At 70.4% G+C, this 14,754-nt stretch carries 13 protein-coding genes; 9 read left to right on the top strand and 4 right to left on the bottom strand.

The annotated features are described in order from the left end of the window. Positions 1-903, bottom strand: a complete 903-nt coding sequence (locus OG978_RS28465; RefSeq protein WP_326767941.1) for an ABC transporter ATP-binding protein — start codon at positions 901-903, stop codon at positions 1-3. A gap of 184 nt (positions 904-1,087) precedes the next feature. Between OG978_RS28465 and OG978_RS28460 the strand changes: the two genes are divergently transcribed. The 4 genes from OG978_RS28460 to OG978_RS28445 all read left to right on the top strand — a co-directional run bounded on the left by OG978_RS28460 (position 1,088) and on the right by OG978_RS28445 (position 6,833). After that, positions 1,088-2,959: an ABC transporter ATP-binding protein gene (locus OG978_RS28460; protein WP_326767940.1), complete on the top strand. Its 1,872-nt coding sequence runs from the start codon at positions 1,088-1,090 to the stop codon at positions 2,957-2,959. Continuing rightward, positions 2,956-4,842 (top strand): ABC transporter ATP-binding protein, encoded by a 1,887-nt coding sequence (locus OG978_RS28455; protein WP_326767939.1) that lies wholly within the window; start codon positions 2,956-2,958, stop codon positions 4,840-4,842. Before OG978_RS28460 ends, OG978_RS28455 begins: the two co-directional genes overlap by 4 nt. A gap of 344 nt (positions 4,843-5,186) precedes the next feature. Next, positions 5,187-6,374 (top strand): NAD(P)/FAD-dependent oxidoreductase, encoded by a 1,188-nt coding sequence (locus OG978_RS28450; protein WP_326767938.1) that lies wholly within the window; start codon positions 5,187-5,189, stop codon positions 6,372-6,374. Positions 6,375-6,449: 75 nt separating this feature from the next. Beyond that, entirely contained in the window at positions 6,450-6,833 is a 384-nt protein-coding gene (locus OG978_RS28445; RefSeq protein WP_326767937.1) for a DoxX family protein, read from the top strand. 165 nt (positions 6,834-6,998) lie between these two features. On the opposite strand, the gene OG978_RS28440 is transcribed toward OG978_RS28445, so the two are convergent. Continuing rightward, positions 6,999-8,207, bottom strand: coding sequence for a cytochrome P450 (locus tag OG978_RS28440; RefSeq protein WP_326767936.1), 1,209 nt, complete (start codon positions 8,205-8,207; stop codon positions 6,999-7,001). Positions 8,208-8,390: 183 nt separating this feature from the next. On the opposite strand from OG978_RS28440, the gene OG978_RS28435 reads away from it, so the two are divergent. After that, on the top strand, positions 8,391-9,065 hold the full coding sequence (locus OG978_RS28435) for a helix-turn-helix domain-containing protein (RefSeq protein ID WP_442817756.1): 675 nt from the start codon (positions 8,391-8,393) through the stop codon (positions 9,063-9,065). Between the two features lie 269 nt (positions 9,066-9,334). Here OG978_RS28435 and OG978_RS28430 read toward each other — a convergent pair whose 3' ends face one another. Next, complete coding sequence (locus tag OG978_RS28430; protein WP_326767934.1) at positions 9,335-9,544, bottom strand: DUF397 domain-containing protein; 210 nt, start codon at positions 9,542-9,544, stop codon at positions 9,335-9,337. Further along, entirely contained in the window at positions 9,541-10,371 is an 831-nt protein-coding gene (locus OG978_RS28425) for a helix-turn-helix domain-containing protein (RefSeq protein ID WP_326767933.1), read from the bottom strand. The genes OG978_RS28430 and OG978_RS28425 overlap by 4 nt, the downstream gene beginning before the upstream one ends. Before the next feature lie 111 nt (positions 10,372-10,482). Between OG978_RS28425 and OG978_RS28420 the strand changes: the two genes are divergently transcribed. From OG978_RS28420 to OG978_RS28405, 4 genes are read left to right on the top strand one after another with little or no spacing between them, the layout of a single operon-like run. Beyond that, positions 10,483-10,737 carry a hypothetical protein gene (locus OG978_RS28420; protein WP_442817852.1) on the top strand — a complete coding sequence of 85 codons (255 nt, stop codon included), beginning with the start codon at positions 10,483-10,485 and terminating at the stop codon, positions 10,735-10,737. After that, positions 10,734-11,198 (top strand): hypothetical protein, encoded by a 465-nt coding sequence (locus tag OG978_RS28415; protein ID WP_326767931.1) that lies wholly within the window; start codon positions 10,734-10,736, stop codon positions 11,196-11,198. Before OG978_RS28420 ends, OG978_RS28415 begins: the two co-directional genes overlap by 4 nt. 53 nt (positions 11,199-11,251) lie before the next feature. Then, positions 11,252-12,892 (top strand): ABC transporter ATP-binding protein, encoded by a 1,641-nt coding sequence (locus OG978_RS28410; protein ID WP_326767930.1) that lies wholly within the window; start codon positions 11,252-11,254, stop codon positions 12,890-12,892. Next, on the top strand, positions 12,889-14,661 hold the full coding sequence (locus OG978_RS28405; protein WP_326767929.1) for an ABC transporter ATP-binding protein: 1,773 nt from the start codon (positions 12,889-12,891) through the stop codon (positions 14,659-14,661). Before OG978_RS28410 ends, OG978_RS28405 begins: the two co-directional genes overlap by 4 nt. The last annotated feature ends 93 nt before the right edge of the window (positions 14,662-14,754 follow it).

The following is a 14,754-nucleotide window of genomic DNA, read 5'->3' as shown; positions in this document are numbered from 1 at the left end:
TCAGGCCGCCTGTTCTGTGAGGTCGAGGAAGGCGTCGTCGAGCGTCGCCTCCGAGACACGGAGCCGGTGTGCGGTGATGCTGTGCCGGGCCAGCAGGGAGATCACGGCGTTGACCGTCTCGTCGGTGCCGCTGATGACGATCCGGTCGTCCTTGCGCTCCACGGAGGCCGCGCCGGGCAGCTGCTCCAGTTCGGTGTCGGTGAGCGGCCGCGACGGGGTGAAGGAGATGACCGTGGAGCTGCCCGCGCTGCCGATCAGGCCGGAGGGGGTGTCGAGGGCGACGACCTTCCCCTTGTCGATGACGGCGATCCGGTCGCAGAGCTGCCTGGCCTCCTCCATGAAGTGCGTGACCAGCAGGACGGTGACGCCGCTGTCGCGTACGTCCTCGATCAGCTTCCAGGTGTCCCGGCGGGCCCGCGGGTCCAGGCCGGTGGTCAGCTCGTCGAGCACCACCACCCGCGGATTGCCGACCAGGGCGAGCGCGATGGACAGTCGCTGCTTCTGACCGCCGGACAGCTTGGCGAACCGGGTGCCGTACTGGGTGTGCAGGCCGAGCCGTTCGGCGAGCGCCCGCCAGTCGGCGGGGTCCGGGTAGAAGGCGCTGTACAGCTCCAGCGCCTCGGCCACGGTGAGTTTGGGCTGCAGTTCGCTCTCCTGGAGCTGGGCGCCGAGCAGCCGGGTGACCCGGTCGTGGTCGGCGACGGGGTCGAGACCGGCGACGCGGACCGTGCCCTCGTCGGGGACCCGCAGCCCCTCGACGCATTCGACGGTGGTGGTCTTGCCCGCACCGTTGGGGCCGAGGATCCCGAAGATCTCCCCCTCGTCGACGGTGAAACTCACTCCGTCGACCACGGTGCGCCCGGCGTACGCCTTGTGCACCCCGTTCACTTCGATGATTGCCATGCCCCCGAGCATCGTGTCGCGGGGGCCGGCGCACCATCGTCCATCGCGCTCGAAGGGGCATCAGCCGATCGGTTGATACGGGCTACGACCGGGCTGCGACCGGCGGTGACCGGGTCCGGGGCGCCGCCGGTCGGCCGAAAAACCACATGAGCGATGTCAGGGGTGAACCGTAGGCTCGCCTGTGATGCCCGAAGAACATGCAGAGCCCAAGGATCGGTCCACCGTTCAGTCCCTGATGCGGTTGTGGCCTTATGTGAAGCCGGTACGCAAGCGGCTGTTCGGCGCCGCCCTGGTCGCGATCGCCGCGTCCTGTGTCGGCCTGGTGATCCCCCTCGTACTGAAGTGGATCGTCGACGGCCCGGTGGCGGACCGCGACCCCGGCGGCGTCTGGCTCGGCGCGCTGTATCTGCTGTTGCTGGGCATCGGCGAGGCCGCGCTGTTCGGGGTGCGGCGGTGGATGGTGGCGCGGCCGCTGGCCGGGGTCGAGGCGTCGATGCGGGCCGATCTGTACCGGCATCTGCAACGGCTGCCGGTGGCGTTCCACGACCGCTGGGCGTCGGGGCAGTTGCTCTCGCGCGCGACCACGGACCTGATGCTGCTGCGTCAGTTCCTGGCCTTCCCGCTGACCTTCCTGCTGGTCAACGGGGCGACGATCCTGATCGGCTTCGTCATTCTGCTGATGCAGCAGTGGACGCTGGGGCTGGTGCTGCTCGTTCCGGTCGTACCGCTGATGATCATCTGCTCGGTCTTCGAGACGAAGTACTCGACCGTGGCGCGCCGGGCCCAGGACCAGGTCGGCGATCTGACGACGGTCGTCGAGGAGAGCGTGCTCGGCATCCGCATCATCAAGGGCTTCGGCCGGCACCGCAGCCAGGCCCATGCCTTCCGGGCCCTCTCGCAGCGGCTGCGCACCACGGAGCTGGAGAAGGCCCGTCTCCTCGCGGGCATCTGGGCCGCCATCACCGTGATCCCGGAGCTGGCCATCGGCGCGGCACTGGTGCTCGGCACGGTCCAGGTCGCCGACGGCGACCTCTCCGCGGGCACCCTGGTCGCCTTTCTCTCCACCGCGCTCGCGCTGCGGTGGCCGGTCGAGTCGATCGGCTTCCTGCTGGCGATGAGTCAGGAGTCGGCGACGGCGACCGAGCGGTTCTTCGAGGTGATGGACGTGGCCGAGGAGAACGACGCGTCCGCCACCGAAGGCCACGCCCCGGGCAGCGGGTCGGCCGCCCGAGGCGAAATGGTCTTCGAGGGCGTGGAGTTCCGCTATCCCGATGCGGAGCCCGGCTCCGTGCCCGTGCTGTCCCGGATCGATCTGCGTATCCGGCCCGGCGAGACGATGGCCCTGGTCGGGGCCACGGGTTCCGGGAAGACGACGCTCACCGCCCTCGTGCCGCGGCTGCACGAGGCGACCGCGGGGCGGATCACCCTGGACGGTACGGACATCACCACCATGCCCCGGGAACAGCTGCGCGAACTGGTGTCCGTGGCCTTCGAGGAGCCGACGCTCTTCTCGGCGAGCGTCGGGGAGAACGTGCTGATGGGCGCCGAGGGCGCCGGGGACGAGGAGTTGCGCAGGGCGCTCGCCATCGCCCAGGCCGACTTCGCGCACGATCTGCCCGAGGGCGTCGGCACCCAGGTCGGCGAGCAGGGGCTCAGCCTCTCCGGCGGGCAGCGGCAACGGCTCGCGCTGGCCCGCGCCGTGGTCGGCCGGCCGCGCTTCCTGGTCCTGGACGATCCGCTCTCCGCGCTGGACGTGCACACCGAGGCGCTGGTGGAGGCGGCCCTGCGGCAGGTCCTGGAGGAGACCACGGCGATCGTGGTCGCGCACCGGCCGTCCACCGTGATGCTCGCGGACCGGGTGGCGCTGCTCTCGGAGGGCCGGATCACCGCCGTCGGCACCCATCAGGAACTGCTGCGCAGCAGCCCGGAGTACGCCTGGCTGATGTCGGGCACCGGAGGCGCGCCGGACGCGTCCGCCGGGGACGCCTTCCCCGACCCGTCCGCCGAGGACCGCCTCGCCCAGGACGTCCCCGCCGAGAAGGGCCGCACCCGATGACCAGTACGACGACGGACACCTCTCCCGCCGAGGACGCGGCGGACGCCGGTGGCTCCAAGGACACCGGAACCGCCGAGCACGCCAAGGACTCCAAGGACCGCTTCGACCGGGACGATCTGCCCACCCCGCCCGGCGCGACCAGGGCACTGCTGAGGTCGCTGCTGCGGCCGATGAAGGCCCGGGTGGTGGTGTCCGCGCTCCTGCTGCTGGTCCAGCAGGCCGCGGTCCAGGCCGGCCCGCTGCTCGTCGCGTACGCCATCGACAGCGGAGTGCCCGCGTTCCGGGACGCGGACTACGGGCCGTTGATCGCGGTGGCGGTCGGGTACGCGCTGTGCTCGGCGGCGGCCGGGGGCATGCAGTACGCGTTCATCCGGGCCTCCGCCCGGATCAACCAGGACGTGCTGCTCGATCTGCGCGGGCGGATCTTCCGTCATGCGCAGGCGCTGAGCGTGGACTTCCACGAGCGCTACACCTCGGGCCGGCTGATCTCCCGTTCCACCACGGACGTGGAGTCACTGCGGGAGCTGCTCAGCGAGGGGCTTCAAGAGCTGATCGGCGTCGTGCTGTCCTTCGTCTCCATCTCGCTGATGCTGCTCTGGCTGGACTTCGGTCTGGGCGCGCCGGCCGTGCTGTCCTTCGTCCCGCTGTATCTGCTGGTGCGGCTCTTCCAGCGGCGGGCCGGGGTGCTGTACGCCTCGCGGTCGACGGCGATCGCCGCGGTCATCGTGAAGTTCGCGGAGACGATGAACGGCATCCGCCCCGTCCAGGCCTTCCGCCGCGAGCCCGTCAACGACGCGCACTTCGAGGGCCTCAACAACACGCACCGGTGGACCAACGGCAGCGCGATGCTGGAGATGGGGCGGTACGTCGTCGGCTCCCGGCTGGTCGCCAACACGGCGGTCGCCGGGATCGTGCTGTGGGGTGCGTACCGGGTGGCCTCGGGCACCCTGGCGCTCGGGGTGCTGGCCGCGGCCGTGCTCTATCTGCGCCGACTGTACGACCCGATCGACCGGCTCGGCATGTTCCTCAACTCCTACCAGTCGGCCGCGGCCTCGCTGGAGAAGATCGCGGGCCTGCTGGCCCAGACCCCGTCCGTCCCGGAGACGTCGAGCCCCCGGGAGCTGCCGCCCCTGACCGGCGAACACCCGGGCCGCGAGGTCGTCTTCGACCAGGTGCGCTTCACCTACCGCACGGGCGGCGAGGTGCTGCCCCGCTTCGATCTCACGATCCCGGCCGGCCAGACCGTCGCCGTGGTCGGGTCGACGGGCGCGGGCAAGTCGACGCTGGCCAAACTGCTGGCCCGGTTCTACGACCCGTCGGACGGCCGGGTGCTGCTCGACGGGACGGATCTGCGGGACCTGGCCGTGCCGGAGCTGCGGCGCGGTGTGGTGATGGTGACCCAGGAGGCGTTCCTGTTCTCCGGAACGGTCGCCGAGAACATCGCGGTCGGCAGCCCGGACGCGACCCGTGCGGAGATCGAACAGGCCGCCAAGGCGATCGGCGCGCACGATTTCATCAGCGGACTGCCCGACGGATACGACACGGACGTGCGCAAGAGGGGCGGCCGGATCTCGGCCGGCCAGCGCCAGTTGGTCGGCTTCGCCCGGGCCCTGCTGGCCAACCCGGCAGTACTGATCCTCGACGAGGCGACGAGCTCGCTGGACGTCCCCGGCGAACGGGCGGTGCAACGGGCCATGGACACGGTGCTGCACGGCCGGACCGCGGTGGTGATCGCCCACCGCCTCTCCACGGTGGAGATCGCGGACCGGGTCCTGGTGATAGAGCACGGCCGCATCGTGGAGGACGGCGCCCCGGCCGACCTCATCGCCGGCACCGGCCGCTTCGCGGGGCTGCACCGGGCTTGGCGGGAGAGCCTGACCTGAGACCGGTCCTCCAGGATCCGCGGTTACGTGAGCGGATCCGCGTGATCACGAGCAATCCCCCTGGCCGTCGACGCGGACCACGCGGACCGGGAACGTGCCGTGGCATGTGGAGGCACCGCAGTGGTCCCCAGCCAGTAGCAGCCAGGCGGCCAGCGACCACGGCGAAGGATCCGCTGCGGCGGGGAAGGGAGCGGGCAGGGCGACGCCGCGTTCAGCGGCGAGCGTCGCCGCGGTGAACCCTGGGCCGAGCCCGAGCCCCCGCAGAGTGATCCGCCTCACATGCTGTCACAGCGATCGGTCTTGCGGTGTCTTGTGCCCGAACCCCTCGGAACGAAGGAGACACCATGACTGGGAGCACCGATGTGGTCGTGATCGGCGGCGGGTACGCGGGCGTCTTGGCCGCCAATCGTCTGACGCAGCGCGACGACGTATCAGTGACGCTGGTCAACCCGCGTTCGGCCTTTGTCGAGAGGGTTCGCCTGCACCAGGTGGTGGGAGGGTCCCACGCGGCGGTCGTCGACTACCGGGAGGTCCTGGGCGAGCGCGTCCGGCTGGTGGTCGACACCGTGGCACGGATCGACGCCCCCGGGCGCAGCGTGACGTCGGCGAGCGGCGGCACGATCGGCTACGACTACCTGATCTACGCGGTGGGCAGTGGCAGCGCCGACCTGCGCGTCCCCGGGGCGGCCGAGTTCGCCCACCCGATCGCCACCCTGGAGGAGGCACAGCGGTTGCGGACGATGGTCGACGCCGCGCCCTCGACGGCCGTGGTGACGGTTGTGGGAGCTGGTTCGACCGGTATCGAGATCGCCGCCGAGCTGGCGGAGCAGGGCCGTCGGGTGACCCTGGTGTGCGGCGGGGTACTCGGCTCCTATCTGCATCCGCGGGTTCGGCGCTCGGTTGCCAAGAGGCTGGCCAGGCTCGGGGTGACCGTACTCGAAGGCCCCGACGCGAAGGTGACGGCGGTGACCCGCGATACCGTGCAGCTCAGTGGCGGCCACACGCTGCCGAGCACGGTGACGATCTGGACCGCCGGGTTCGGCGTGCCGGACCTGGCCACGTGCAGCGGGCTGAGCACCGACGCCTTGGGCCGCCTGCTCACCGACGAGACGTTGACGAGCGTGGACGATGTGCGCATCGTCGCGGCCGGGGATTCGGCGGCACCGTCGGACCTGCCGCTGCGAATGAGCTGCCAGACCGCTCGTCCGCTGGGAGCGCACGCCGCCGACACGGTGCTGGCCCGGATCGCGGGTGCGCAGCCCGAGGCCATCAACGTGGGTTTCTTCGGCCAGTGCATCGCCCTGGGCCGTCGCGCCGCCACCGTGCAGATCGCCTCCAAGGACGACACCGCGAACAGGTACTGCATCGGCGGCCGCCTCGGCGCAGGGATCAAGGAGCGCGCTTGCAAGGGCGTCGTCAAGGAACTGGTGGACGAGGCACGCAAGCCCGGCTCGTTCACCTGGGGCTTCAAGGATGACAAGCGCCGGCAACTGCTGCAGGCCAAGCGCGGCGAGGCCGCTGTCCACCGCTGAACCAGCAGTTCGGCCAAGCGTTCACGGTCGGTTGTCGACACCCGGAGCCACCGACACAAGGCAAGGAGAAACCCCATGAACCTCACTCTGTGGATTGCGACCGGACTGCTGGCCGCAGTCGCCCTGGGCGGCGGCATCAGCAAGGCGTTCATACCCAAGGAGAAACTGGCCGCGCACGATGGCGGGGAATGGACCCAAGACGCCGGCATCGGTTTCGTCAAGACCCTCGGGTTCCTGGAGCTGCTGGCCGCAGTCGGCCTGATCCTGCCCGCCGTGCTCGACATCGCACCGGTCATGGTTCCGGTAACCGCTGTGTGCTGGGTTGCTCTCATGGTCGGCGCGATGATCACTCATGGCCGCCTTGGTCAGTACAAGCTCGTGATGCTGAACTCGGTCTACCTCGTGCTCGCAGCCTTTGTCGCGTGGGGTCGCTTCGTCCTTGAGCCTTTCTCCGGCTGAGGAAAGATGTGCCGCCGGTCGGGGCGAACGGATAGCAACGAACGAGGATGCCTCTGGCACTCGCGGGGCGGATCGTGCGGCTCGTGTCGCACCGTCTGCGGCCTCCCGGCAGGCAGACGGTTCCACGACAGCGCAGCGCTCGGCGTCCGCAGTGATCCTCATCGGTCACACGTCCCAGGTGACCGGGAGGCTCTTCACCCCGTAGATGTCCGCGATCTCCGGACGCAGGGCAACCTCTTCGGGCGGTACGGCCAGGCGCAGCGTGGGGAAGCGGTTGAACAGCGCGGGGAACGCGACCTTCATCTCGACGCGGGCCAGTTGCTGCCCCAGGCACTGGTGGATGCCGTGGCCGAAGGCCAGGTGTCCACCGTCCTGCCTGCGGAGGTCGAGCACGTGGGGATCGGCGAAGCGCTCGGGGTCGCGGTTGGCGGTGTTGTACGACAGGATCACAGGCGAGCCGGCCTTGATGGTCCGGCCGCCCACCTCGACGTCCTCCAGCGCCGTCCTCATGAACGTCTTGGCGACGCTGAGGTACCGCAGCAACTCCTCCACGGCCGGGTCGGCGAGCGTGGGATCGGCACGCAGCGCGGCCAGTTGCTCCGGGTTGCGCAGCAGCGCGAAGGTGCCGAGGGCCAGCATGTTCGCGGTGGTGTCGAACCCGGCCGCCAGCAGGACCAGGGCGATCCCCTTCAGCTCCTCGTCGGTCAGATCGCTGTCGGTGGTGAGGTCGCTGAGCACGTCGTCGGTGGGGTTCGCGCGTTTGGCGGCCACCAGTTCCGCGAGGTACTCCTGGGTCGCGGTGTAGGCCGCTATCAGGTCCTCGTCGCTCGTCTCCCCGCTCATGAACGAGTCGACCTGCTCCTGGAAGGACCCCCGGTCCTCGTACGGCACCCCCAGCAGTTCACAGATCACGATGGCGGGGACGGGCTTGGCGAACGCGGTCACCAGGTCCGCCGACGGCCCGGCCTCCTCCATGGCGTCCAGGTGGTCGGCGGTGATCTGCTCGACGCGCTCGGTGAGCAGACGCATCCGCCGTACGGTGAACTTGCCCATCAGCGGCTTTCGGTAGCGGCTGTGCAGGGGCTCGTCCATGAGGAGGAACTCACCGGGCGGCGCCGGGGGTGACTTCATGTCTCCGTAGTCGATGGTCGGGTGGAGCAGGAGCTCCTTGCGCGAGCTGAACCGCTGGTCAGCCAGGACCGCCCTGACCAGGTCGTATCCGGTGATCAGCCAGCCGGGCTTTCCGCCGGGGAAGGTGTACCCGCTGATGGGGCCGTGCCGGCGGGCGTCGACCAGCTCCGCCGGCGGGTCGAAGGGACAGCCGGACCGACGCTCCGTCGGCATCGTCGTGACGGTGTGCAGTAATTCACCCATGACCATTCCTCATCTCGCGATAGTACGCGTTTGACGATGCTCGAAAGCTACGTTGCATTCAGAATGGCGTCAATCGGCAGAAAGGCGTTTCCCCAGATGAATAGCGGAATATTGATGCAATGACGATGGGCCTGAATGCAATATCGCGTTGCAATGAATGGCGGCGAAAGCAATACTGACGGCATGCCAGGAGGACGGTTGACCCAGCAGGACCGCCAGCGCATCGCGGCCGGACTCACCGACGGGCTCTCCTACGCCGAGATCGCGAGGCGGCTCGACCGGCCGACCTCGACGATCAGCCGGGAGATCGGACGCAACGGCGGCCCCAGCGGCTACCAGCCCCAGCAGGCGCATCGGGCGACGGCCCAGCGGGCGCGGCGTGGCACACCAACACCCCCGCGCACGGCCGGACCGCCGAGTGGCACAACGGGAGAGGAGATCATCGAGATAGCGGTCCGGGCGGGGCTGCCGAGGATGACAGCACGCGTGCACGTCGACCTGCTGCTGTCCGAGGACGGCAGGCGCACCGCGGCCGAGCTGACCCGCAGGCTGGAGGTCAGCCCCGCCTCCGTCTCCGTGGCCGTCAACTACCTCGTCCAGCACGGCTATGTCCGGCGCGAACGCGATCCGCAGCGGCGTCGCGACGTCTACGTGATCGACGACGAGGCCTGGTACCACTCCGTCGTGCTCAGCGCGCGGCAGACGCTGGAGGCGGCGCGGGCTGCGATGGCCTCGGCACAGACGTACGGACCCGACAGCCCCGTGGGGCAGCGGCAGGCCAGGTCAGGCGCGTTCCTGGAGCAGGTCAGCCTGGACACCTTGGAGTCGGCCGACCGCTGGCGCGACCTCCTGGCGTGATGGGTCCCGGACGAACCCGGGGAGCCGGCTGACCAGTTCCCGAAGGCGCACAGTTGTCATGCGCCTGACGGCAGTGAACCCCGTGGCACTGGCCAAGGCTTCGGCCGTCAACATCAAGCATCGCGGGGCGGCTGTGCCACCGGCGCAGCTTTCACACACAGGGTCATGACCGGTTCCCTCCCAGGGCTACCTGATCGGCCTGTGCGGAAGAAGCCCCACCGCACTCGGCACGATGGGGCAGCCTGCAACGGTGTGCATTGACCGGGCGGTCAGATGGTGCCGAGCTCTCCGGCCTTGACGCCCGCCACGAACGAGGCGAACGAGGCGGCGGAGGCATTCAGCACCGGGCCGCTCGGGTTCTTGGAGTCGCGGACGGGAACCACGCCGAGCGGGGCGACGAGGTTGGCGGCGACCTCGATGCACTGGCCGCCGTTCTCGCTGAATGAAGACTTGAACCAACGGGGGGACTCGGTCGTCACGGGGTGCCCTTTCGTAACTGGCTGATCATGGCCACGGACGCCGCTCGCGACAGCGCTTCGGCCTGTAGTTGATGGTAGTCCGTCAGGATGGGCAGCACCGATGCGCTGTCCCGCTCAAGATGGCCCCGGTTGGCGGACTCCGCGTACGACATGAGCGAACGGTCCGGCATCGTGAGCACTGTTACCGGCAACGTCATCGGACGACGAACCCCGATGGCGAACGGAGCGACTTGAAGCACGGTGTTCGGCAGCTCGGCAAACTCCATCAAACGCGCGAACTGTGCGCCCATGAGCGCGCCGTCCCCGATGGGACGGAGGAGACAGCTTTCGTCAAGCACCACGAAAACCAACGGGGGCGGTGTTCGTGTGAGCGACGCTTGGCGCTGCGCCACCAGCGCAATCCGCTCGTCGGCTTGCTCCCGCGAGGCAACGCCCCGTTTCACCGTGCTCTTTCCGAGCGCTGATGCGTACTCCGGAGTCTGGAGCAGGCCAGGTATGACACCAACTTCGTAGAGCCTGATCTCTACCGCGCGCGCCTCGTGAGTGACGTACTCCGGGAAGCCCTCAAGCAGCGCCCTGTGCCTGACCGCCCGGCTCTGGCGTTCGAACCGGTTGCCGGTTCCAAACGTCCTGTCAGCACTTGCTGCGAACTGTTGAGTTGGTTTCCGCCGTCCAGTTTCAACAGCAGAAATGTGCGCCCCGGAACACCCCATGCGCTCGCCGAGTTCATCCTGCGTCCAGCCACGCTCATCCCGCAAACTGCGAAGACGCGCGCCGAACGCCGCACTCGGCGATCGATCGGGGTCCAGTTCCTTCCGATTCACCATCCGGCACCTAACTTGCCTGTCAATCTGCGTAAGTTGAAGACCTTCTCGACTCTAGGCCACGCTGATCCCCCTTGGTAGCGGAACCGTTACGGAGAGGAGTGGCCCGTGTCTGTGCAAAACGGCCCCCCGAACGAGCAGAATCCCCCACAACTGCCCTCACCCGGCACGCTGTTGGTGGACACCAGCCGCCGTGACCAGGTCGGAGAGTTCCGGGGGACGTCCGGCCCGTACTGGTCGTTGCGGCCGGTCTGTGGCGGGACGGAGTGGGAGGCGGAGCCCGCAAGCGTGCGGGCTCCGAGTCCGATAGAGCGGTTGCGGGCCGAGATCGCGCGGTGCAATGCCCGGAGCGAGGGGCGGATCCTGTGACCGGCGACGTGAACGCATCGCCCGAGCAGGCGAGTTACCTGTGCGCGGCAATCGCCGAAGGGCTCGTGTACGGCGCCGATGAAACGGCGCGGTACGTCCTGGGCACCTTCCGGACGATCTCCCCCGTCCTCGCGCTGCGGTGGCTCGGCGGGCAGGCGTTGTGGATCGTGGACCGGCTCGGCCTCGACCCGCGCCTCGGCCACCTCGCGGAACTCCGCGCCTGGTACGAGGACCGCGAGAGCCAACGCGCCGCCCACGCACACATCAAGACCGGCGCCCCGCTCCTCGTCGTCGTCCCCGACACGGACTGCACGTACACGCTGTCCGTACGATCCATGGAGCAGGCATCCGCGACCGCGTTCCGCTGCCGTCCCAGGGAGGGATCGAGATCAGGAATCGCCCACCGCACCCCATACGACCCCCCGACCACCGCAGCGCCCTGCGATACCTCTGGTGGCTGATCGTCTGTCAGCGCCGCCGGATCGCCGCCGGTGCGCTGCTCGGCAGCGCCTGGATGGTCTGTCTGACGCTGCCGCCGTACCTGCTCTCCCGCGCCATCGACGACGGGTTGCAACCGGGACGGTGGCCCGCACTGGCCGGCTGGGTCGCGGCGCTGCTGGGTGTGGGGGTGCTGAACGCGTGGCTGGCCATCATGCGGCACCGCACGATGACCAGGGTGCGGCTGGACGCCGCCTTCCGTTCCGTGCGGGTCGTGGTCGGACAGGCGACCCGGCTGGGCGGGGCGCTGCCGCGGCGGGTCACGGCCGGGGAAGTCGTCACGATCGGCTTCGGCGACGTCGCCGTGATCGCCGGCACGCTGACCATCACGGGCCCCGGTGTCGGCGCGGTCCTCGCCTTCGTCGTCGTGGCCGCGTTGCTGCTGGCCGTGGAACCGCTGCTCGCCGCGGTGGTGCTGCTCGGGGTACCGCTGCTCGCGGTGCTGGTCGGCCCGCTGCTGGGGCGGCTGCAGGGCGTCGAGGCGACGTACCGGGAGCGGCAGGGCCGGCTCGCCGACCGGTTCGAGGACATGGTCGGGGGCCTGCGCGTACTCAACGGCATCGGCGGCAAGGAGGTGTACGCCGAGCGCTACCGGAGCGGCTCGCGGGCCTTGCAGGCGGAGGGGTACCGCGTCGGCGCGGTGACCAGCTGGATCCAGGCCCTCGGCGTCGGCCTGCCCACCCTGTTCCTGGGGGCCGTGACCTGGCTGGCGGCCCGGATGGCCGCTCAGGGGACCATCAGCGTCGGCGAGTTGGTCGCGGTCTACGGGTACGCCGCGGTGCTCGTGGTGCCGGTCTCGTTCTTCATCGAGGGCGGCTACGACCTCAGCCGCGGACTGGTCGCCGCCCGCAGAGTCATACGTTTCCTGGCCCTGGAGCCCGATTCCGAGGGCGGGGACGCGGGTGGAGACGCGGCCGCGGACGGGCCCGCCGAGCCGTCCGTCCTGCGTGATCCGGCATCCGGCGTCGAGGTGGTGCCCGGGAGGCTGACCGCGCTGGTCGGCGCCCGGCCGTCGGAGTCCGCGGCGGTGGTCGAGCGGCTGGGGCGGTTCACCGGTTCGGCGGCGGCCTGGGGCGCGATACGCCTCGACGAGATCGACCTGACGCAGGTGCGCCGGCGGATCCTGGTCGCGGACAACGAGGCCGATCTGTTCGCCGGTTCGCTGCGCGAGGTGATCGGCGGGGTCCGGGACCGGGACGAGGAGTCCATCGGTCGCGCCCTGTACGCGGCCGTGGCGCAGGACATCGTCCGCGGTCTGCCGGACGGGCTCGACTCGCCCGTCGACGCGCAGGGCCGCAACCTCTCCGGAGGCCAGCGCCAGCGCATCCGGCTGGTCCGTGCCCTGCTGGCCGATCCCGAGGTGCTCCTGGCGGTGGAGCCCACCTCGGCGGTCGACGCACACACCGAGGCGGCCATGGCGGCCCGGCTGCGCGCCGCACGCTCCGGCCGCACCACGGTCGTCACCAGCACCTCACCGCTCCTGCTGGACCGGGCGGACACCGTGTACTACCTGGTCGACGGCTGCGTCGCGGCCGTCGGCAGCCATCGTGAGCTCCTGGACCGGGAGTCCGGCTACCGCCTCCTGGTGTCCCGCGGCGCGGACGACGACCCCGCCGACGAAGGAAACGTCCCGCCGTCCAGGGAGGCCGTGCGATGACCGCCGGATCCGGGCCTGCGCCCCAGGCCCTGCCCATCGCCGAACCGTCCCGGATACGCCGGGCGGCGCTCCGGCTGATCCGACTGGACGGTCGCGTCTTCGCCGCCATGATCGGCCTCAACGCGCTGGCCGCCGGTGCCGGACTCGTCGGCCCGTGGCTGCTCGGCCGCATCATCGACGAGGTGGGGGCCGGCGGCGGGGTGGCCACGGTGGACCGCCTCGCGCTCACCATCCTCGTCTTCGCCGTGGCGCAACTCCTCCTGGCCCGTTACGCCGGCTACGTCGGACACCGCTTCGGCGAGCGGACCCTGGCGCGTATCCGCGAGCAGTTCGCCGACCGGGCGCTCGCGCTGCCCGCCCCGGTGGTCGAGCGGGCCGGCACGGGCGACCTGATGACCCGTGGCACCACCGATGTCGCGTCGGTCGGCGCCACCCTCCGGGATGCCGGGCCGGAGGTCCTCATCGCCACGGTCCAGGCGCTGTTCATCCTCGGCGCGGTCTTCGCGCTCGACCCGCTGCTCGGTGCGTGCGGGGTGCTGGGTCTGCTCGGGATCTGGTTCGCCGCCCGCTGGTATCTGCGCCGGGCGCTCACCGCGTACCTGGATGAGGGAGCCGCCAACTCGGCGCTCGCGGAACAGCTCGCGGCCACCGCCGCCGGCGCCCGCACCGTCGAGGCCCTCGGGCTTCAGCAGCGCCGCATCACGGCATGCCAGGAGGCCATCGAAGAGTGCTGGACCACCCGGACCCGGACGCTGTTCCTGCGCAGTGTGCTCTTCCCGGCCGTGGACATCTCGTACGTCATTCCGGTGGCCGGTGTCCTGCTGATCGGCGGCGTACTGCACGAGCACGGCACGGTGAGCCTCGGCGCAGTGGTCGCCTCGGCCCTCTATCTGCGGCAGCTCTCCCAGCCGCTGGACACCATCCTCCAGCGGCTGGAACAGCTGCAGAGCAGCAGCGCCTCGTTCGCCAGGGTCGAGGGCCTCGGTCCGGCGGCGCACACCCCACCGGCCGCCTCCCCCGCGCCGGCCGACGACCGGATCGAAGTGACGGATGTGCACTACGCCTACGACGACGGGGACGACGTCCTGCACGGTGTCGGCCTGACGGTCCGTCCCGGCGAGCGGCTGGCGATCGTCGGCCCCTCCGGCGCGGGCAAGACCACCCTGGGCAGACTGCTGGCGGGCATGGACGCACCGCGCACCGGCTCGGTGACGGTCGGCCGGGTCCCGGTCGCCGGCCTGGACCCCGACCGGCTGCGCCGGCACGTCGTCCTGGTCACCCAGGAGCACCACGTCTTCCTCGGCACGGTCCGGGACAACCTGAGGATCGCCTCGGCCGGCGCCACCGACGCCGAACTGCGCGCGGCACTCGCCGCCGTCGGCGCCGCCTGGGCCGACGAGCTGCCGGACGGCCTGGACACCGATCTGGGCCACGGAGGGCATCGGCCGGACGGCGCCCGGGCACAGCAGCTCGCCCTGGCGCGCGTGGTGCTGGCCGACCCGCACACGCTGATACTCGACGAGGCCACCGCGCTCCTGGACCCGAGGACCGCCCGGCACACGGAACGGGCGCTGGCCGCCGTCCTCGAAGGCCGGACCGTCGTCGCCATCGCACACCGCCTGCAGACGGCCCACGACGCCGACCGAGTGGCCGTGATGGAGGACGGCCGGATCAGCGAACTGGGCACCCACGACGAGCTCGTGGCAGCGGACGGCGCCTACGCCGCGCTCTGGCGCTCCTGGCACGGCGAACGGCCGCCTTCCCCCTGAGCCGGCGACGCGCGGCCGCGGCGGGCCCGGCCCCCGTCCGCTCCGCCCAGCGCGCGTGACCGGACCGGAGCTGGTCTGCTGATTGCGGGGGCC

Source organism: Streptomyces sp. NBC_01591 (assembly GCF_035918155.1).
In the GTDB taxonomy this organism is placed as follows: Bacteria; Actinomycetota; Actinomycetes; order Streptomycetales; family Streptomycetaceae; genus Streptomyces.
This window is presented reverse-complemented; position numbering and strand designations above follow the sequence as displayed.

What these genes read in the sequence shown, in the direction of transcription:
- OG978_RS28455 (WP_326767939.1), top strand. Translation starts at nt 2,956, where the DNA reads ATGACCAGTACGACGACGGACACCTCTCCCGCCGAGGACGCGGCGGAC.
- OG978_RS28405 (WP_326767929.1), top strand. Translation starts at nt 12,889, where the DNA reads ATGACCGCCGGATCCGGGCCTGCGCCCCAGGCCCTGCCCATCGCCGAA.
- OG978_RS28440 (WP_326767936.1), bottom strand. Translation starts at nt 8,207, where the DNA reads ATGGGTGAATTACTGCACACCGTCACGACGATGCCGACGGAGCGTCGG.
- OG978_RS28425 (WP_326767933.1), bottom strand. Translation starts at nt 10,371, where the DNA reads ATGGTGAATCGGAAGGAACTGGACCCCGATCGATCGCCGAGTGCGGCG.
- OG978_RS28450 (WP_326767938.1), top strand. Translation starts at nt 5,187, where the DNA reads ATGACTGGGAGCACCGATGTGGTCGTGATCGGCGGCGGGTACGCGGGC.
- OG978_RS28435 (WP_442817756.1), top strand. Translation starts at nt 8,391, where the DNA reads ATGCCAGGAGGACGGTTGACCCAGCAGGACCGCCAGCGCATCGCGGCC.
- OG978_RS28465 (WP_326767941.1), bottom strand. Translation starts at nt 903, where the DNA reads ATGGCAATCATCGAAGTGAACGGGGTGCACAAGGCGTACGCCGGGCGC.
- OG978_RS28460 (WP_326767940.1), top strand. Translation starts at nt 1,088, where the DNA reads ATGCCCGAAGAACATGCAGAGCCCAAGGATCGGTCCACCGTTCAGTCC.
- OG978_RS28410 (WP_326767930.1), top strand. Translation starts at nt 11,252, where the DNA reads ATGGTCTGTCTGACGCTGCCGCCGTACCTGCTCTCCCGCGCCATCGAC.
- OG978_RS28445 (WP_326767937.1), top strand. Translation starts at nt 6,450, where the DNA reads ATGAACCTCACTCTGTGGATTGCGACCGGACTGCTGGCCGCAGTCGCC.